16 protein-coding genes are annotated in these 17,492 nt (G+C 62.8%); 9 read left to right on the top strand and 7 right to left on the bottom strand.

What is annotated here, in order from left to right; genetic code table 11:
* Window positions 1–27 precede the first annotated feature (27 nt).
* Both PDR5_RS06265 and dinG read right to left on the bottom strand, forming a co-directional pair.
* Entirely contained in the window at window positions 28–2,508 is a 2,481-nt protein-coding gene (locus PDR5_RS06265; protein WP_064593929.1) for a beta-galactosidase, read from the bottom strand.
* A 95-nt stretch (window positions 2,509–2,603) separates the two neighbouring features.
* Window positions 2,604–4,748, bottom strand: a complete 2,145-nt coding sequence (gene dinG, locus PDR5_RS06260) for an ATP-dependent DNA helicase DinG (RefSeq protein ID WP_007952008.1) — start codon at window positions 4,746–4,748, stop codon at window positions 2,604–2,606.
* A 99-nt stretch (window positions 4,749–4,847) separates the two neighbouring features.
* On the opposite strand from dinG, the gene PDR5_RS06255 reads away from it, so the two are divergent.
* The gene (locus PDR5_RS06255) at window positions 4,848–5,312 is read left to right on the top strand and encodes a CopD family protein (protein WP_064593927.1); all 465 of its coding nucleotides are present in this window, start codon (window positions 4,848–4,850) and stop codon (window positions 5,310–5,312) included.
* Between the two features lie 140 nt (window positions 5,313–5,452).
* Here PDR5_RS06255 and PDR5_RS06250 read toward each other — a convergent pair whose 3' ends face one another.
* From PDR5_RS06250 to PDR5_RS06235, 4 genes are all read right to left on the bottom strand, one after another.
* Window positions 5,453–6,211, bottom strand: coding sequence for a collagen-like triple helix repeat-containing protein (locus PDR5_RS06250; protein ID WP_039771355.1), 759 nt, complete (start codon window positions 6,209–6,211; stop codon window positions 5,453–5,455).
* On the bottom strand, window positions 6,204–6,482 hold the full coding sequence (locus tag PDR5_RS06245; protein WP_064593925.1) for a DUF1145 domain-containing protein: 279 nt from the start codon (window positions 6,480–6,482) through the stop codon (window positions 6,204–6,206). Before PDR5_RS06245 ends, PDR5_RS06250 begins: the two co-directional genes overlap by 8 nt.
* A gap of 162 nt (window positions 6,483–6,644) precedes the next feature.
* Entirely contained in the window at window positions 6,645–7,367 is a 723-nt protein-coding gene (locus PDR5_RS06240) for an OmpA family protein (protein WP_039771352.1), read from the bottom strand.
* Between the two features lie 89 nt (window positions 7,368–7,456).
* The gene (locus PDR5_RS06235) at window positions 7,457–8,152 is read right to left on the bottom strand and encodes an OmpA family protein (RefSeq protein ID WP_064593923.1); all 696 of its coding nucleotides are present in this window, start codon (window positions 8,150–8,152) and stop codon (window positions 7,457–7,459) included.
* 199 nt (window positions 8,153–8,351) lie between these two features.
* On the opposite strand from PDR5_RS06235, the gene PDR5_RS06230 reads away from it, so the two are divergent.
* Genes PDR5_RS06230 through PDR5_RS06215 form a run of 4 tightly spaced genes read left to right on the top strand, consistent with a single transcriptional unit; the run spans window position 8,352 to window position 10,059 of the window.
* Complete coding sequence (locus tag PDR5_RS06230) at window positions 8,352–8,849, top strand: DUF6231 family protein (RefSeq protein ID WP_064593921.1); 498 nt, start codon at window positions 8,352–8,354, stop codon at window positions 8,847–8,849.
* A gap of 4 nt (window positions 8,850–8,853) precedes the next feature.
* On the top strand, window positions 8,854–9,330 hold the full coding sequence (locus tag PDR5_RS06225; protein WP_011332777.1) for a YchJ family protein: 477 nt from the start codon (window positions 8,854–8,856) through the stop codon (window positions 9,328–9,330).
* Between the two features lie 31 nt (window positions 9,331–9,361).
* Window positions 9,362–9,847, top strand: a complete 486-nt coding sequence (locus PDR5_RS06220) for an LEA type 2 family protein (RefSeq protein ID WP_064593919.1) — start codon at window positions 9,362–9,364, stop codon at window positions 9,845–9,847.
* Window positions 9,848–9,852: 5 nt separating this feature from the next.
* Window positions 9,853–10,059 (top strand): SEC-C metal-binding domain-containing protein, encoded by a 207-nt coding sequence (locus tag PDR5_RS06215; RefSeq protein WP_007955014.1) that lies wholly within the window; start codon window positions 9,853–9,855, stop codon window positions 10,057–10,059.
* A 148-nt stretch (window positions 10,060–10,207) separates the two neighbouring features.
* Here PDR5_RS06215 and PDR5_RS06210 read toward each other — a convergent pair whose 3' ends face one another.
* Window positions 10,208–10,765: a cysteine hydrolase family protein gene (locus tag PDR5_RS06210; protein WP_064593918.1), complete on the bottom strand. Its 558-nt coding sequence runs from the start codon at window positions 10,763–10,765 to the stop codon at window positions 10,208–10,210.
* 147 nt (window positions 10,766–10,912) lie between these two features.
* Here PDR5_RS06210 and PDR5_RS06205 point away from each other — a divergent pair, with 147 nt between their 5' ends.
* From PDR5_RS06205 to PDR5_RS06190, 4 genes are all read left to right on the top strand, one after another.
* Window positions 10,913–11,557 (top strand): glutathione binding-like protein, encoded by a 645-nt coding sequence (locus tag PDR5_RS06205; RefSeq protein ID WP_064593916.1) that lies wholly within the window; start codon window positions 10,913–10,915, stop codon window positions 11,555–11,557.
* A 144-nt stretch (window positions 11,558–11,701) separates the two neighbouring features.
* A complete protein-coding gene (locus tag PDR5_RS06200; protein ID WP_064593914.1) occupies window positions 11,702–14,152 on the top strand; it encodes a penicillin acylase family protein in 2,451 nt (816 codons plus the stop codon).
* Between the two features lie 320 nt (window positions 14,153–14,472).
* Entirely contained in the window at window positions 14,473–15,507 is a 1,035-nt protein-coding gene (locus tag PDR5_RS06195) for a ligase-associated DNA damage response exonuclease (RefSeq protein ID WP_039771341.1), read from the top strand.
* The gene (locus tag PDR5_RS06190) at window positions 15,504–17,192 is read left to right on the top strand and encodes an ATP-dependent DNA ligase (RefSeq protein WP_064593912.1); all 1,689 of its coding nucleotides are present in this window, start codon (window positions 15,504–15,506) and stop codon (window positions 17,190–17,192) included. Before PDR5_RS06195 ends, PDR5_RS06190 begins: the two co-directional genes overlap by 4 nt.
* The last annotated feature ends 300 nt before the right edge of the window (window positions 17,193–17,492 follow it).

Raw genomic sequence — 17,492 nt, 5'->3', positions numbered from 1 at the left:
CCGGGCGGTCTTCAGGTTTCGTATTGATCAGTGGCCGTTGCCGGAGTGCCCGCCGGTGTGGCCTGCGCCCTGCCCCGGGCCTTTGCCGGCGTCAGCCTTGCGGCCGCCTTCGGCTTCGCGGCCGGCCTTGTCCGCTGCGGCCGCCGCTTTCTGCGCGTCTTTGCTCAACTGATCGACGGTCGCCAGGTTGCTCTTGCGCACGGCTTCGACAAAACCCTGGAACGGCAGATCGGTTACACCAACCAGACCGAAGTGGCCGTTCTCGCCATCGAGCAAGCGCCCGGTCACCGGTTGGTCCAGATACTGGAACCAGTGCACGCCGACAATCGACGGTTCACTCAGCGCCTGCTTGAGGAAGTTGGCGTAGGCAGGGCCGCGATCTTCTTCCTTGCTCAACGGGGTCACGCCACCCCAGAACGGGCCACGGTCGGTGGAGCCGAAGTTGAATTCGGTGATCAGCACCGGTTTGTCGAGGTTGCGCAGCGCTGCGAAGTCATAACCGTCCTGCGGTTGCAGGGTGTACATGTTGAAGCTCAGCACGTCGCAATACTGGGCGCAGGACGCCACGGCTTCCGGGGTGCTGGTGGCGAAACGGCCGCCGAGCAGCAACTGGTTCGGCGCGTGCCATTTCAGCGAGTCGGAAATGGTCTTGAAGTAGGTGTCGGCGAAGACCTTCTGGAAGTATTTGAAGTCGGCCTCGATTTCCGGATGCTCCGGGTTCGGCAGCGGCGCTTCGAAACCCGGGTCTTCCATCAATTCCCATGCCGGAAGATCAATGCCCCAGGCCTTCGACAGCCCCGCCTGATTGCGGTACTTGTCGCGCAACTGCTTGAGGAACGCGCGTTTGGCCGGAACGTCGGTGGTCATTTTCAAGGTGCCGTAGGCCAGCGCGTAACGGGATTTCGGATCATCGCCGGGGCCGGCCCAGGCCAGTTCGTTGTCGGCGAAGTAGCCGATCAGCCACGGATCATCGCGATGATCACGGGCGGCAATCGCCACGGCGCGTTCGGTGGCCATGGCGAAACGTGGATCGAACGGGTCTGGCATGCCGCCCCACCAGTCGGTGCCGGTGCTGATGCTGGTGTAATCGCCGACGATCGACAGCGGCAAGGTGTAAGGCATGCGCTCGGCGTCACCGAGGACAGGGGCGCTCCAGTTACCGACGGTGTTGAAGCCCCAGGCTTGCAGACGATCAAGCGTGTGGCTGGCCCACTTTTGTTCGTCGACCGTGTTTTTGCACGGTGTCGCGACACTTTGCCCGGTTGTCGCGGCCGACTCGGCAACCCCGGATTTCGGCTGTTCGGAGGCCGCTACCGGCGCACTGGCGTTGGTCGCCGCTTCTTCAGCGGCCCCGGCCTTGGCGGCTTCGGCCACTCCGGCCTTGTTGCCGCTGTCCGAAGTGCACGGCTCGCCATACAGGCGCTGAAGGTTGGCGCCGTAGAAGTCGTACCAACGCCCGAAGTTGTAGCCACGACCCTGATCGGAGCCGTTGCCGCCACGGTTGTCGCCTTCGCCGAAGTGGCTGGCCAGCGGCTCTCCCGGTTTTGGCAGGGATTCGAACATGTACTCGCGGCCGGCCACGTAGGTCTGGTTGACCTCCGGGCTGACGGTGTTCACGCCCAGGGAATAGAACGGATGGCCTTCTGGTGTCACCAGATACCAGCGGCCGTCACGCTTTTCGGTGCGGAAGAAACCGCTGGCCTTGAACGCCGGACCCTTGCTCCAGCCGCCGAACTTGTCCAGCGACGACTTTTCGCGCTCGGCCAGCCAGGTGTTCAGTTGTTGCTGTTCTTTGGCGGCGGCGCTTTTCAGTTGTTCGTCATTGGCGACTTTCTCCGGCCACTTGCCGCGAGTGGATTGGCCATAGGCATCCACCAGATTGCCGTAGGCGGATTTGATCACCTCGCCTTCGTCCTGCACGCCAAAGCGCTCGAGCAACAGACTTTGCGCGGCTTTCGGCTGGTCCATCGACAGGCTGACCGATACCACCTGGCTGCGATCCAGCTCACCGCTGCTGCTTGCCAGCAGGATGCGCTGCCCGTCGATCGTCATCGGCATCACCGGCCCGGCCTTCATGCCCTGGCTCAGTGGCGAGGTCGCGGTTAACGGCACGAGCAAGGTTTGCGCCGGACCAGCCGGCAGGTCCACGCGGCTGACCAGGGTCTTGCCGTCGTTGCTCTGGATTTGCAGGTAGACGGTCACCGCCCAGTTCATCGCGCTCTGGATGCGCAGGCTCATCATGCCGGACTGCGACCAGTCCCAGGCACCGGTCTGCGGGGACAGACGCAAGGTCGGGCGAGCCGTCGGGTTGAACGTCACTCGGCGCAGCACTTCACCCTCGGGAGTCTGCTCGGCGTTGGCTTGCGGCAGGTCGGCGTTTTCGGTCGCCACTTTCACCACATCGGCGGGGCGAACAAAGTTGAACAGGGTCTGCTGGCCGGCAGGTGCCGCGAATAAAGGCGCAGCGAAAACCAGGGCAAAAACGGCAGGCAACGAACGACGAATCATGAGAACGGAATTCTCCCTAACGACCCGCAAGGGCCAATGGAAAAGCAGTGACAGAGAGATAGACAGCGCGGCGGGCAAAACTGCCCACCGATGTCTCAGGATATTTCACGACGGAAAGGAGGCAACGCATTGAGGATCGCCTTGCCGTAGCGCTGGGTGACCAGCCGCCGATCCAGCAAGGTGATGGTGCCGCGGTCTTCTTCGGTACGCAGCAGTCGGCCGCAGGCCTGAACCAGCTTCAGCGAGGCGTCAGGCACCGAGATCTCCATGAACGGATTGCCGCCCCGGGCTTCGATCCATTCCGACAGTGCGGCTTCGACCGGATCGTCCGGCACCGAGAACGGGATCTTGGCGATCACCACGTGTTCGCAGTAGGCCCCCGGCAAGTCCACGCCTTCGGCAAAACTGGCGAGGCCGAACAGCACGCTGGAATCGCCGCCATCGACCCGCGCCTTGTGCTTGTTCAGGGTTTCCTGTTTCGACAGGTTGCCTTGAATGAATACTTGCTTGCGCCAGTCACGGTCGAGGCCGTCGAACACGTCCTGCATCTGTTTGCGCGACGAGAACAGCACCAGACTGCCGCGCGAGCCTTCGACCAGTTCCGGCAGGTCGCGGATGATCGCGGCGGTGTGGGCAGCGGCATCCCGCGGGTCGGCCTTCAGGTCCGGCACCCGCAACACACCGGCATCGGCGTGATGGAACGGGCTCGGCACCACGGCGGTGACGGCTTTCTTCGGCAGGCCGGCACGCATGCGGAAGCGGTCGAAGGTGCCGAGGGCGGTCAAGGTCGCCGAGGTCACCAGACAGCCGTAGGCCACGTTCCACAGGCTGCGGCGCAGGGTTTCGGCGGCAAGGATCGGGCTGGCGTTGACCTCGATGTCGAATAGCGAACCGCTTTCCGCCAGGGTCAGCCAGCGGGCCATCGGCGGGTTGTCTTCCGGGTCTTCGGCGGTAAACGCGGTCCACAGCTCCCAGTTGCCGGAGGCACGGGACAACAGGCTACCGAACAGCGGATACCACTCTTCAGCCTGATTGCTGGCGATGCCGATGTTGACTTCGCCGTCCATGCCTTCCTTGAGCAGATCCGTCAGGCGGGTGAACAGGTCGTTGAGGCGGGCGAAGCCTTTTTTCAGCTCGATGCCCATCTCGCGCATGTGCTCGGGAATCACCCCGCCGATGAAGCGGTGACGCGGACGTTCGCGGCCTTCGACATCTTCACCGGGCTTGAAGTCGGCGATCTGTTCGCAGGCGGTGAACATGAACTGCTGCTGGGTCTTGATCTCCCGCGCCAGCTCCGGCACCTGCTCGATCAGTTTGCCGAGGTCACCCGGCAGCGGGTGCTGGGCCAGCAGTTTGGTGAGGTTCTTGGCGGTGGTTTCCAGCCAGTCAGCGGTGGAACGCAGGCGCGTGTAATGGGCAAAGTGGCCGATGGCCTTGTCCGGCAGGTGGTGGCCTTCGTCGAACACATAAATGGTGTCGCGCGGATCCGGCAACACGGCCCCGCCGCCCAGTGCGAGGTCGGCAAGCACCATATCGTGGTTGGTGACGATCACGTCGACCTTGCCCATGCCTTCGCGCGCCTTGTAGAAGGCGCACTGGCCGAAGTTCGGGCAGTGACGGTTGGTGCACTGACTGTGATCGGTGGTCAGGCGCGCCCAGTCGGCGTCTTCCAGCGCGTTGGGCCAGCTGTCGCGGTCGCCGTCCCATTTATTGCCGGCGAGCTTCTCGATCATGCTGGTGAACAGCTTCTGGCTGGCCTCGTCGACCTCGATCTTGAAGCCTTCTTCCTCGAACAGCTGGGCGGTGGCGGTCTGTGCGTGGCCTTCCTGCAACAGCATGTCGAGCTTGGACAGGCACATGTAGCGGCCACGGCCCTTGGCCAGAGCGAAGCTGAAGTTCAGCCCGCTGTTGCGCATCAGGTCGGGCAAATCCTTGTAGACAATCTGCTCTTGCAGGGCGACGGTGGCGGTGGCGATCACCAGGCGCTTGCCGGCCAGTTTGGCCGTCGGGATCGCGGCCAGGCTGTAAGCCACGGTCTTGCCGGTACCGGTGCCGGCTTCCACCGCGACAATCGCGGGGTCGCCACTGCGCCGGCCTTCGTCGTCGGTGTCGATATCCCCGAGGACCTTGGCGACTTCAGCGATCATCAGGCGCTGGCCGTAACGCGGTTTGAGGCTCTTGGCCTCTAGAAAACGCGAGTAGGCGCCCTGGATCGTGGTTTTGAGTTCAGTGCTGATCATTGAGTGTCGGGCGCAAAAAACGCTGGATAAATTTTCAGTGGTTCGGATGGGGGGCTATCATACCCCGCGAATCAATCCTGCGCAGATCGGAGTACCCCAATGACACCTTTTAGCCTCGTTTACCCCATCCATGTACTGGCCGCGCTGGTTTGGGTCGGCGGCATGTTTTTCGCCTGGATGGTGCTGCGCCCAGCGGCGATGAAGGCCCTGGACGGTCCCGGGCGCCTGACGCTCTGGGTGGAAGTGTTTCAAGGTTTTTTTCGTTGGGTGTGGGGGGCGGTGATTCTGCTCCCGGTGACCGGGGTGGGCATGTTGCATCTGCAACACATCGCCTTCGACAACGCGCCGCGTTATGTGCAGGTGATGATGGGGTTGTATGTGGTGATGACCGCGTTGTTCATCCGGATTCAAGCATTGATGCTGCCTGAATTGCGCACGGCGGTGCAGGCGAAGGACTGGCCGGCGGGCGCGGCGGTGCTGGGGCGGATTCGCAAGGTGGTGGGGTTCAACCTGTTGGTCGGGGTGGTGCTGGTGGCGGTGGCTGCTGCGCGCCCCTCGATCTGACTAGAGCACCGTTGATCGTTCCCACGTCGAGGCGTCGAACCGTCCGCGTGGGAATGCCTCAAGGGACGCTCCGCGTCCAGTGACGCAGAGCGTCACGGGCTGCATTCCCACGCAGAGCGTGGGAACGATCAAACAGCCGATTACAGGCGCTGTACGGTGACAGACCCCGCCGCACCCGCAGGCCCCGGCTGCCCGTCAGCCCCCGGCTTGCCGCTCTTGCCGCCGTCGGCGCGATACACCAGACAGCCCTTGGACTTGCCACCCGCCCCCGGTTTGCCGCCAGGACCGGCCGGCCCACCGGCACCGCCGGCGACTTCGACCTTGATCAGCTCGGCCGGAAACTCGCGCGGTACTTCAAGTCGCACCAGCGCGCCCGGTGCACCCGGCTGACCATCGCTGCCGTTGCTGCCATCAAAACCGTGTCCCGCCTGACCCCAGGTGCAACCCGGCTCCTGACCGTTGGCGCCATCAAGCCCGACAAATCCCGGCGCACCGGTGCCGCCACGGGCATCGACCACCAGTTTCGGCGCGTTCAACGCCTTGAACTGCAGATTCAGATTGCGCCCGGCGCGGGCAGCTTTTTCGTAGGTGCCCGGTGCGCCACGGGCAGTGATCTGGCTGCCTTCGGCGAGTTCGGCGCGGCTGACTTTCATCTCCAGCGCCTGTTCGCTCGGCACGATGGCGATACGCGCTTCGTGGCCCAGTTGCAGTTCACCGACACTCAGCTCGGTCACGTTCGAGGGAATCAGCAAGGTGCCGTAGTCGGCGACCACCAGTTTTTCCAACTGCAAAGTGCTGGCGGTGTTCGGCAGACGCATCAGCGAGTTGGTTTCGACGCTGACCACCTGGGCGCAGGCCAATGGACTGATGAATGCAGCGAGCAGGCAGAGTTTACGCATGGGAAGCCTCCGGAGCGGCCGGGGCCGGGATGGTTTGCAGGTGGAATACGCCGAACAGCAGGATGCGGCCACGATCACGCCAGGGGTGCGGACGACCCTTCAGGCTGCGATTGCACAGCAGCACTTCGAACACGTGGATCGCCAGCAGCAGAGCGCCGGCCAGATTGACCAGCAGGTGCAGCGGATGAACAAACGGCACCAGCTGATTGGCCAGCACCACGCAGCAGAACAGCAGGGTCAACAATCGCCCCAGCCCACAGAACACCTTCATACGCTCCCCCGTGTTGCGAATTATTCTTTGGGCGCACAGTAACGGCTTCTGCAGGGGATAAGCCAGAGGGAAAAATGAAAAAAACCGATCCACCGCCGGATGGCTGCCGGTTCGACGATGATCATCGACCGACAGCTCTAGCCCGCGGACTACAGACTCATCCTAACGATTGATGTGCAGTTCCACCCGACGGTTCTGCGCACGCCCCTCGTCCGTGTTGTTATCGGCGACCGGTTCACTCTCGCCGCGCCCTTCACTGGTGAGTTTGTTCGGCGCCAGGCCCTGACTCAGCAAATACTCCGCCACGCTGCTGGCGCGACGTTCCGAAAGCGCCTGGTTGTAGGCATCCGAACCCTTGCTGTCGGTGTGGCCGATGACCTTGATGCTCACCACGTCGGCATTGCGCAGTTTGTCCATCAACGTGTCGAGCTGGCTTTTTGCGGCCGGTTTCAAATCCGACTTGTCGAAGTCGAACAGCACGTTGCCGGCATCGTTGAGGGTGATGACTTCGGTTTGCGGGGCCGGTTCGGCCGGTTTCTCGGTGACCGGATATTGCGGCAGCGGACAGCCACGGTGGTCAACCGGCGTGTTGGCCGGGGTATCGGGGCAACGGTCGCGGCGATCGAACACGCCGTCGTCGTCTTCATCGCCATCCTGGGCGTAGCAGATCAATCCGCCGGTGAGGATCCCCAGCGCAGCGCCACCGCCGGCCCAACCGCTGCTTTCGAGCGCGCCGAGACCGCCGCCGACCAGTCCGCCAATAAGGCTGCAGATCGGCCAGGTACGTTGATTGAGGGGAGCGGTGCCATCGCTGTGGGTGGCGCAACCGGTCAACAGGCTGCCCAGCAGCAGAACCGGCAAGACGGACCTTGTAAGAACACTCATCGTTAAAGCTCCTGTGTCACCGGCCCATACCGGTTACACAGGAGTAAAGACCCGCATCCGCGACTGCACAAGCCGCGGATGCGAGGGGGCTAGCGGTTGATTTTGATTTCGGTACGACGGTTCAGCGCGCGACCGTCCGCAGTTTTGTTGTCTGCCACCGGCTGGCTTTCACCGGCACCGGTCACCGACACGAAGCTGCTTTGCGGGACGCCGCTTTCAACCAGGTACTTGACCACCGAGTGCGCGCGGCGATCCGACAGTTTCTGGTTGTAGGCATCGCTGCCGACGCTGTCGGTGTGGCCGGTCACGGTCAGTTGCGCGGTGCTGGATTCCTGTTTCAGGCGCGAAGCGACCTTATCCAGGACCAGTTTGTCGGACGGGGTCAGCGTGGCCTTGTCGAACTGGAAGTGAACATCGCGGATGACAATGGTTTCTTCCTTGACCACTACAGCTTCTTCGACCACTGGCGCAGGGGCTGGTGGAGGGCAGCCGTCGGCATCGACCTGAACGCCTTTAGGCGTGCCCGGGCACTTGTCGCGACTGTCCGGCACACCATCGCCGTCTTCATCGCCGTCACCGTGAACCCAGCAATAGGCCGCTGCCGTACCGCCGACGAGTAACGCGCCATACCCCGCCCATGCGGAGCTTTCGGTCGCACCGAGCCCCGCACCGACGACACCACCGACTGCCGCACAGGTCGGCCAGTCGGTTTTCTGCAAACCTGCGCAACCAGTCAACACACTGGTTAGCAGAACCAAGGGTAATGCTGTCCGAACTATGCTCATCTAGTTTTCTCCTGAGGGATCGGCTTAGAACCGATTCAGGGAGTAAAGACCGGAGTTTTAATCTCCGCCAGCAATAGGCCATTGCTGTTTGTGCGCCTGTTCACGGGACTTCGACGAATTTGCCGCAAACCCGCAGGACAGAGATCTAGGCCTTGGCGTCCGGGCAGGCTAGTCTTGGCGCTCTGATTGAGGAGCTTCGATGAACGTCGCCATTTCTTCCCGCACACCGCAGCAGGCATTGGCCGCCCTGCTCGACCGCTACGCCCCGGCACGTCTGCTGCTGATCGGCGCCAGCGAGTTCCCGGCGCTGGCTGCCTTCAAGGAAGCACACCCGGAGACCTGCGTCGCGCACGCCGCGCCCGGTGCGTTGCCGGCGGAACTGGCGGCCCGCCGTTTCGACCTGGCGCTGGTGGTCGATTGCCTGGAACATTTGCCCAAGCGCGACGGCCTGAACCTGTTGGGCGGGATCCGCAACCTCAACGCCAGCCGCATCGCGGTGCTGGCGGATCTGCCGGCCAGCGGCTGGCAGGAAACCGACTTTTATTCCCTGGCCCTGCAAGCCAGCGAACGCTTCGCCCGGGATGAACAGGTGCTGACACTGTTCACCTACGATCTGCTTGACTACAAACAAGTCCCCGACTGGCTCAACTCACGGTTCTGGGCCAATCCGGAAAACTTCGGGAAATACTGGTGGTAATGCAATGAGTACAGCCATTTGCCCTTGCGGCAGCGGCAATCTACTGGATGCCTGCTGCGGTCACTATCACGCCGGCCACCCGGCCCCGTGCGCCGAAGCCCTGATGCGCTCGCGCTACAGCGCCTACGTGCTGGGCCTGATCGATTATCTGGTGGCCACCACCCTGCCCGCCCAGCAAGCGGGGCTGGATCGCCAGTCGATCAGCAACTGGAGCGCCCAGAGCACCTGGCTCGGTCTGGACGTGGAAAGCTCGGAAGTGCTCGGCGGTCAGCCGGAGCACGCGTTCGTCACCTTCACCGCGCGCTGGCATGACGGTCAGGGCGAACACAGCCACCGCGAGCGCTCGTCGTTCGTGCAGAACAGCGGGCGCTGGTACTTCATCGACCCGACCGTGCAACTGAAGCTGGGCCGCAACGACGCCTGCCCGTGCGCCAGTGGCCAGAAGTTCAAGAAATGCTGTGCGGGGTATTTCGGCAGCTGAGGCTAGACTGGGCAGCAAAGGGAGTTAAACCATGCTCGGTCATTGGCGCACATTCCAGGCTTTCTCACTGCTCGTGTTTCTGGGGCTCGGCGGCTGCGCGTCCTGGTTTACCGACGACGCCCGCGACCCCGCCGTGCACCTGGTGAAAGTCGAAGTGGTGCGCGCCAAGTTGCTGGAACAGAAATTCATCCTGCACTTTCGCATCGACAACCCCAATGACAGCGACCTGACCGTGCGCGGCCTGGAATACCGCATACACCTGGCCGACATGCTGCTGGCCGAAGGCGAGCACGAACACTGGATCACGGTGAACCCCAAAAGCAGCGCGTTTTACAAGGTGCCGATCCGTACCAACCTGTGGCCGAAGGTGAAAGAGGTGGTGAAAATGCTGAAAAACCCGAACCAGCAGATTCCCTATCGACTGGAGGGCGAGATGGAAACCGGTTTATTCATCGCTCACTACGTGCACCTGGCGCGCAATGGCGTGATAATCCCCGCCGATTTGATTACGGAGTGACCCCGATGACCCAGCAACCTCATGTCCATGGCCCAGACTGCAACCACGATCATGACCATCACCACCATGATCACGACCATGGCCATGTCCACGGCCCGAACTGCGGCCACGCCCACCAGGAACCGGTGCGCAACGCCCTGAAAGACGTTGGCCGCAACGACCCTTGCCCCTGCGGCAACGGCAAGAAATTCAAGAAGTGCCACGGCGCTTGATGTTTCAGGCAATTATCTTCTTCGCCTGAGATACCGCCTTCGCGAGCAAGCCCGTTCCCACATTTGATTGCATTCCGTCAAAAAGGAATAAGGTCGAATGTGGGAGCGGGCTTGCTTGCGAAGGGGCCGGCCCATTCACCGGAAGCTTTCAGCCTGCCGCCAGCATGTGCCCGGTGCTGACCACCGTCGCATACTCCCCGTGCAAATTCCCCAGCGACATCGCATGCACCTCTTGCGCCGAACGCAAAGTGCCGAAATAGTCGGCCTTGTCGAAGGTAAAGCACGCATCCTCCGCCACCCACGCGTCAAACCCCAGATTGCCCGCCGTGCGCGCCGTGGACTCCACCGAGTTGTTCGTCGCCACGCCGACAATGATCAACTGCTCGACCCCCGCCTCACGCAACTTCGCCTCAAGCCCCGTCGCACAAAACGCATCCGGCACCTGCTTCTGGATCAGCCATTCGCCGTCCTGCGGCAAAAACCTGTCCTGAAACTCCACCCCTTCCTGCTCGGGCCAGAACACCGAATCCGGCGAGCGCGACAGGTGCTGCACGTGGATCACCGGCCGTCCGCTGCGCCGCCAAAAACTCAGCAGCTCAAGAATCCGCTCCTCGGCCGACGGATTATTCCGCCGCCCCAGACGCGGCTGCAGAATGCCTTTTTGCTGGTCGATGATGATCAGTGCAGCGTTGGCCTTGAGCGCCATGGCGATTTTTCTCACGCGGGGTCATTGAATTTCCCGTACTTGAGCATCACCTCCTGTGACTAAGCAAGCTATCGAACGCACACAGGACAACCTGAAGCCGGCGTTTGCTGTCCGTACGTAAGCCATTTTCCTGATTTGGAGTTTTCCATGATCGACCTGTATTACTGGACCACGCCCAACGGCCACAAGATTTCCCTGTTCCTCGAAGAAGCGGGCCTGCGCTACGACGTGCACCCGATCAACATCAGCCAGGGCGAGCAGTTCCAGCCGCATTTTCTGAAAATCGCCCCGAACAACCGCATCCCGGCGATCGTCGATCATGAGCCGGCCGACGGTGGCGAGCCGTTGTCGCTGTTCGAATCCGGGGCGATCCTGCTGTACCTCGCGGAAAAGACCGGCAAGTTCCTGCCCAAGGACCTGCGTGGCCGCCAGGTGGCCCTGCAATGGCTGTTCTGGCAAATGGGCGGGCTGGGGCCGATGGCCGGGCAGAACCATCATTTCAGCCAGTTCGCTCCGGAAAAAATCCCCTACGCGATCAAGCGCTACATCGATGAAACCGCCCGCCTGTACGGGGTGCTGGACAAGCAACTGGCCAACAACGAGTTCGTCGCCGGCAGCGAATACAGCATCGCCGACATGGCGATCTACCCGTGGATCGTCTCGCACAAGTGGCAGAGCCAGAACCTCGAAGACTTTCCGAACGTGCAGCGCTGGTTCAACCACATCAAGGATCGCCCGGCGACCGTGAAGGCCTACGCGCTGGTGCAGAAGATCAATCCGCCGAAGGCTTGAGTCACCCGGCCTGATCGTTCCCGTGCGCGGGAACGATCAACGGGAAGAAATAACCGCTCGCCCCGCTTGCGCGGCCCCCTCCTGCTCACTAACGTAGCGGCTTTATTGCACCCCCAGCCTCTACACCCCCGCAGGAGCTTTGCCATGGCCTCGCCAGCCCTTTCACATTTTCTTCCCCGGTTCGGCGTTGCCGCAGCAGTGGCCGGTGTTCTGAGCCTGACCGGTTGTCAGACCTGGAACGCCCAGGACACCCTCCCGCCGACCTCCGGTGTGCAGCCGCTCAAGGGCCTGGCGCAGAACGTTTCGGTACGCCGCAATGCCATGGGCATGCCGCTGATCGAAAGCAACAGCTTCCACGACGCACTGTTCGCCCTCGGCTACGTGCACGCCAGCGACCGGATCAATCAGATGGTCACCCTGCGCCTGCTGGCTCAGGGCCGTCTGGCGGAGATGTCCGGCGCCTCGATGCTCGACGCCGACCGCTACATGCGCGCCGTCAACCTGAAGAAAAGCGCCGGCGAGCTGTACAAGGCTTCGTCGCCACGGCTCAAGCGCTTCTTCGAAGTCTATGCCCGGGGCGTCAACGCCTACCTGTTCAGATATGCCGAGAAACTGCCGGGGGATCTGGCTTCCAGCGGCTACAAGCCTGAATACTGGAAACCCGAAGATTCGGCGCTGATCTTCTGCCTGCTGAACTTCAGCCAGTCGGCCAACCTGCCGGAAGAAATCGCTTCGCTGGTGCTAGCGCAGACCGTGACCAACGACAAACTCGCGTGGCTGACCCCGTCCGCTCCCGACGAAAACCTGCCGCTGGCCGAAGCCGACAAGCTGCAAGGCATCAAGCTCAACGGGCAGATTCCGGGGCTGACGGAGCTGAGCAACGCCAGCGAACAACTGGCCGCCATCAACCTGCTGGGCACTCAGTCGTCGAACAACTGGGCCATCGCCCCGCAACGCAGCCGCAGCGGCAAGAGCCTGTTGGCCAGCGACAGCCATGGCCCGCTGGCCGCGCCGTCGCTGTGGAGTTTCGTGCAGATCCGCGCGCCGAAATACCAGGCCGCCGGCGTGACCGTGGCCGGTCTGCCGATGGTGCTCGGCGGTTTCAACGGCAAGGTGGCGTGGAGCCTGACCAGCGTGCTCGGCGATAACCAGGACCTGTTCCTGGAAAAAATCCGTCGTCAGGGCAGCACGTTGTCCTACGAGGTCGACGGCAAGTGGCAACCGGTCGCCGTGCGCAACGAAACCTATTTCGTCAAAGGCCAGCGGCCGATTCGCGAAGCCGTGTACGAAACCCGCCATGGCGCGCTTCTCAACAGCACCCAGGCCGCTGCTCAGGGCGCATGCTTTGGCCTGGCCTTGCAGACCCCGAGCTTCACCGACGACAAATCCCTCGATGCGTTTTTCGATCTGAGCCGCGCCCAGAACGTTGAACGCGCGTCGGACGCCAGCCGGGAAATCCGCGCCATCGCGCTGAACCTGGTGTTTGCTGACGCCAGCAACATTGGCTGGCAAGTTACCGGGCGCTTCCCCAACCGCCGCGAAGGTGAAGGCCTGCTGCCGTCGCCGGGCTGGGAAGGTCGCTACGACTGGGACGGTTACGCCGACCCGATGCTCCACCCCTACGATCAGGATCCGGCCCAGGGCTGGCTCGGCACCGCCAACCAGCGGGTCATTCCTCATGGCTACGGCATGCAACTGTCCAATTCCTGGGCGGCGCCGGAGCGTGGCGAGCGCTTGGCGGAACTGGCCGGCAGCGGCAAACATGACGGTCGCAGCGTGATCGCCATGCAGTACGACCAGACCACCACCTTCGCCGCCAAACTGAAGAAAATGTTCGAGGCACCGGGCATGGCGCAGCCGCTGAAACAGGCGATCGACGCACTGCCGGAAGCCGAGCGCAGCAAGGCACGCGAGGCCTATACCCGCTTGATGGCGTTCGACGGCAAGCTCAGCCCGACCTCTGCCGATGCGGCGATCTACGAGCTGTTCCTGCAGGAAAGCATGAAACAGATCTTCCTCGACGAGCTCGGCCCGCAAGGCAGCCCGGCGTGGAAAGCGTTTATCGCCAACGGCGATCTGTCGTACGCCGCCCAAGCCGATCACCTGTTGGGCCGCGAAGACAGTCCGTTCTGGGACGACGCCCGCACCCCGCAAAAAGAAGACAAACCGGCGATCCTCGCCCGCAGCCTGGCGGCAGCGATCAGCGCCGGCGACAGCCAACTGGGCGGCGACCGCCGGGCCTGGCAGTGGGGCAAACTGCACCGTTACGAGTGGAAGAATGCCAGCGGCCAGACCGTTCGCGGCCCAATTGCGGCGGGCGGCGACCACACCACCCTCAACACGGCGGCGTTTGCCTGGGGCCAGGATTTCAACACCACGCGTGCGCCGTCGATGCGTTTCATCGTCGACTTCGGTCAGAGCGAGCCGTTGATGGGGCAGAACGGGACGGGGCAATCCGGGAATCCGGTCAGCCCGAACTACTTGAATGGAATCGATCCGTGGCTCAAAGGCCAGTACATTGGCTTGCCGATGCAGCCGCAGAACTTTGACCGGGTGTATGGCAAGACGCGGTTGACGCTTACCCCCGGCAAATAGCGCTACTCCCCAAAAGATCAAAAGCCCCCTCACCCTAACCCTCTCCCTTAGGGAGAGGGGACTGATCGGGGAATATTCAAGAGGTTCGCCGACCTGAACTTGCTGCACCGAATCCAGATTCGTATTGCTGCTTGAAAGATCCATAATCGACGCGATCTCACAGGTCGATGTCCCTCGCCAAACACCCCCGTAGGCTCCCTCTCCCTCCGGGCGTTCCGACGCTTCGGGAGGGCTGGGGTGAGGGTGCTTTTGAAAATCAATAGAACTTCTGACTTCGCGCCAACCTCATAGCTAACAAGTCCCTCCATTCCGGTAATGCCATGGACCTTGTTATCGCCCGCCCCGAAGGCCTCTACTGCCCTGCAGGGGACTTCTACATTGACCCGTGGCGGCCCGTCGAGCGTTCGGTGATCACCCATGCCCACGGCGACCACGCCCGTGGCGGCAATCAGCATTACCTGGCCGCCAGCGCCGGCGAAGGAATTTTGCGTGCGCGTCTGGGCGCGGACATCAACCTGCAAACCCTCGACTACGGTCAGCGCCTGACCCACCACGGCGTCACCCTGAGCTTTCATCCCGCCGGTCATGTGCTCGGCTCGGCCCAGGTGCGGCTGGAATACGGCGGCGAAGTCTGGGTCGCGTCAGGCGATTACAAGATCGAACCCGACGGCACCTGCGCGCCGTTCGAACCGGTGCGCTGCCACACCTTCATCACCGAATCGACCTTCGGCCTGCCGATCTACCGCTGGCAGCCGCAGGCGCAGGTGTTCGCCGAAATCAATCAGTGGTGGCAGGCCAACATCGAGGCCGGCAAGGCCAGCGTGCTGTTCTGCTATTCGTTCGGCAAAGCCCAGCGGATTCTCCACGGCATCGACGAAACCCTCGGGCCGATCCTCAGCCACGGGGCGGTGGAGCCGCTGAACCGCGTGTACCGCGAGGCCGGCGTCTACCTGCCGCCGACGATCTACGCCGGCGAGGTGAAAAAGAACGACCCGATGATGCGCCAGGCGCTGGTCATCGCCCCGCCCTCTGCCGGCGGCAGCAGCTGGATGCGCCGGTTCGGCGATTACAGCGACAGCTTCGCCAGCGGCTGGATGCGCCTGCGCGGCACCCGTCGGCGGCGCGGCGTGGATCGCGGTTTCGTACTTTCGGATCACGCCGACTGGCCCGGCCTGTTGTGGGCCATCGAACAGACCGGCGCCGAGCGGGTGATGGTCACCCACGGCTCGATTGGCGTGCTGGTGCGCCACCTGCGCGAAAAAGGGCTGGACGCACAAGGTTTCAACACCGAATACGGTGACGATGAAGAAGAGCTTTCCAGCGCCACGCCTGCGATGGCCGAGGTGCAACCATGAAAGACTTCGCCGGGTTATACGCCGAACTCGACGCCACCACCTCGAGCAACGCCAAACTGGCGGCGATGCAAACCTACTTCGCCCAGGCGCAACCACAAGATGCCGCCTGGGCCGTGTACTTTTTGTCCGGCGGGCGGCCACGGCAACTGGTTCCGGTGAGAGTTCTGCGCGAACTCGCTGTTGAAACGTCGGGGCTTGAGCCATGGCTGTTCGAGGAGAGCTATCAAGCGGTCGGCGATCTGGCGGAAACCATTTCGCTGGTGCTGCCGGAACACCCGCACACCTCCGAGGCCGGGCTCGCCGAATGGATCGAAGACAAACTGTTGCCCCTGCGTGGTGAAACCCCGGAATGCCTCGCCCACCAATTGCCCGCTCTGTGGGCGCAACTGGATCGGCCGAGCCTGATGCTGTGCATCAAACTGATCACCGGCAGCTTCCGGGTCGGCGTGTCCAAATTGCTGGTGACCCGCGCTCTGGCTTCCATGGCCGGGCTCGACAGCAAACGCGTGGCGCAACGGCTGGTGGGTTACACCGACCTGTCCAACCGGCCGAACGCCGCCGCTTACCTGAAACTGATCGCCCCCGAATCCAGCGACGAGCACGCCCAGCGCGGCGGCCAGCCCTACCCGTTCTTCCTCGCCCACGCGCTGGCGCAACCGGTAGAAACCTTCGAGGCCCTGCTCGGGCCGCCGAGCAACTGGCAGGTGGAATGGAAGTGGGACGGCATTCGCGCACAGGTGGTCAAGCGTGACGGGAAACTGTGGGTCTGGTCGCGCGGCGAGGAATTGGTCACCGAGCGTTTTCCCGAATTCGACACGCTGCTGCACGGTTTACCCGACGGCACGGTGATCGACGGCGAGATCGTGGTCTGGAAGAACAACCGCCCGGTCACCGAAGACGCGTTCGATCCGCAGTCGACAGAAGCCCCGGCGGTGCAACCCTTCGCACTGTTGCAACAACGGATCGGCCGCAAGTCACTGGACCGCAAAATCCTCGAAGACGCGCCGGTGGTGATACTCGCCTACGACCTGCTCGAATGGCAGGGCGAAGACTGGCGCAACCAGCCCCAGGCCAGGCGTCGCGAGCAACTGGAGCAGGTCATCGCCCGCTGCAACAACCCGGTGCTGCTGCCGTCGCCGACCCTGACCGGTGACGACTGGTTCGATCTCGCCCGCCAGCGTGAAGCGTCCCGGCGCCTGGGGGTCGAAGGCATGATGCTCAAGGCCAGGGATGCGATGTACGGCGTCGGCCGGACCAAGGACATGGGCGTGTGGTGGAAATGGAAGGTCGACCCGTTCAGCGTCGACGCGGTGTTGATCTACGCCCAGCGCGGACACGGTCGCCGCGCCAGCCTTTACAGTGATTACACCTTTGCGGTGTGGGACGGCCCGCCCGGTGCCAGTGCCCGGGCGCTGGTGCCCTTCGCCAAGGCCTATTCCGGGCTGACCGACGCGGAAATGCGCGAAGTCGACAGCATCGTGCGCAAGACCACAGTCGAAAAATTCGGCCCGGTCAGCAGCGTCAAGCCGAGTCTGGTGTTCGAACTTGGTTTCGAAGGCATCGCCCTCTCCCGCCGGCACAAGAGCGGCATCGCCGTGCGCTTCCCGCGCATGTTGCGCTGGCGCCAGGACAAAACCGTCGAAGAAGCCGACAGCCTGGCAACCTTGCAGAACCTGTTGGCCTGACCCCTTCCCCCACGCCTCCCCGATCGTTCCCACGTCGAAGCGTCGAACCGTCCGCGTGGGAATGCAGCCGGGACGCTCCGCGTCCCATCCAGCGCCGGACGCAGAGCGTCCATTGAGGCATTCCCACGCAGAGCATGGGAACAATCACGCCCATAAACAGTGCAACTGATTCTCCGTGCCCGTTTTCGTGCACTGACCGGCCCCAGCATGCACTTGCTAAACCTTTTAAAACACTTGTTCGGGACTCTGGTTCGGAAATTGCTACTTTCTATAAGTCGTAAGCGCTCCAGTAACAATCAT

Source organism: Pseudomonas sp. DR 5-09 (genome assembly GCF_001655595.1).
In the GTDB taxonomy this organism is placed as follows: domain Bacteria; phylum Pseudomonadota; class Gammaproteobacteria; order Pseudomonadales; family Pseudomonadaceae; genus Aquipseudomonas; species Aquipseudomonas pharyngis.
This window is presented reverse-complemented; position numbering and strand designations above follow the sequence as displayed.

Coding starts and splice junctions, on each gene's coding strand:
- PDR5_RS06265 (WP_064593929.1), bottom strand. CDS start 2,508: ATGATTCGTCGTTCGTTGCCTGCCGTTTTTGCCCTGGTTTTCGCTGCG.
- dinG (WP_007952008.1), bottom strand. CDS start 4,748: ATGATCAGCACTGAACTCAAAACCACGATCCAGGGCGCCTACTCGCGT.
- PDR5_RS06255 (WP_064593927.1), top strand. CDS start 4,848: ATGACACCTTTTAGCCTCGTTTACCCCATCCATGTACTGGCCGCGCTG.
- PDR5_RS06250 (WP_039771355.1), bottom strand. CDS start 6,211: ATGCGTAAACTCTGCCTGCTCGCTGCATTCATCAGTCCATTGGCCTGC.
- PDR5_RS06245 (WP_064593925.1), bottom strand. CDS start 6,482: ATGAAGGTGTTCTGTGGGCTGGGGCGATTGTTGACCCTGCTGTTCTGC.
- PDR5_RS06240 (WP_039771352.1), bottom strand. CDS start 7,367: ATGAGTGTTCTTACAAGGTCCGTCTTGCCGGTTCTGCTGCTGGGCAGC.
- PDR5_RS06235 (WP_064593923.1), bottom strand. CDS start 8,152: ATGAGCATAGTTCGGACAGCATTACCCTTGGTTCTGCTAACCAGTGTG.
- PDR5_RS06230 (WP_064593921.1), top strand. CDS start 8,352: ATGAACGTCGCCATTTCTTCCCGCACACCGCAGCAGGCATTGGCCGCC.
- PDR5_RS06225 (WP_011332777.1), top strand. CDS start 8,854: ATGAGTACAGCCATTTGCCCTTGCGGCAGCGGCAATCTACTGGATGCC.
- PDR5_RS06220 (WP_064593919.1), top strand. CDS start 9,362: ATGCTCGGTCATTGGCGCACATTCCAGGCTTTCTCACTGCTCGTGTTT.
- PDR5_RS06215 (WP_007955014.1), top strand. CDS start 9,853: ATGACCCAGCAACCTCATGTCCATGGCCCAGACTGCAACCACGATCAT.
- PDR5_RS06210 (WP_064593918.1), bottom strand. CDS start 10,765: ATGGCGCTCAAGGCCAACGCTGCACTGATCATCATCGACCAGCAAAAA.
- PDR5_RS06205 (WP_064593916.1), top strand. CDS start 10,913: ATGATCGACCTGTATTACTGGACCACGCCCAACGGCCACAAGATTTCC.
- PDR5_RS06200 (WP_064593914.1), top strand. CDS start 11,702: ATGGCCTCGCCAGCCCTTTCACATTTTCTTCCCCGGTTCGGCGTTGCC.
- PDR5_RS06195 (WP_039771341.1), top strand. CDS start 14,473: ATGGACCTTGTTATCGCCCGCCCCGAAGGCCTCTACTGCCCTGCAGGG.
- PDR5_RS06190 (WP_064593912.1), top strand. CDS start 15,504: ATGAAAGACTTCGCCGGGTTATACGCCGAACTCGACGCCACCACCTCG.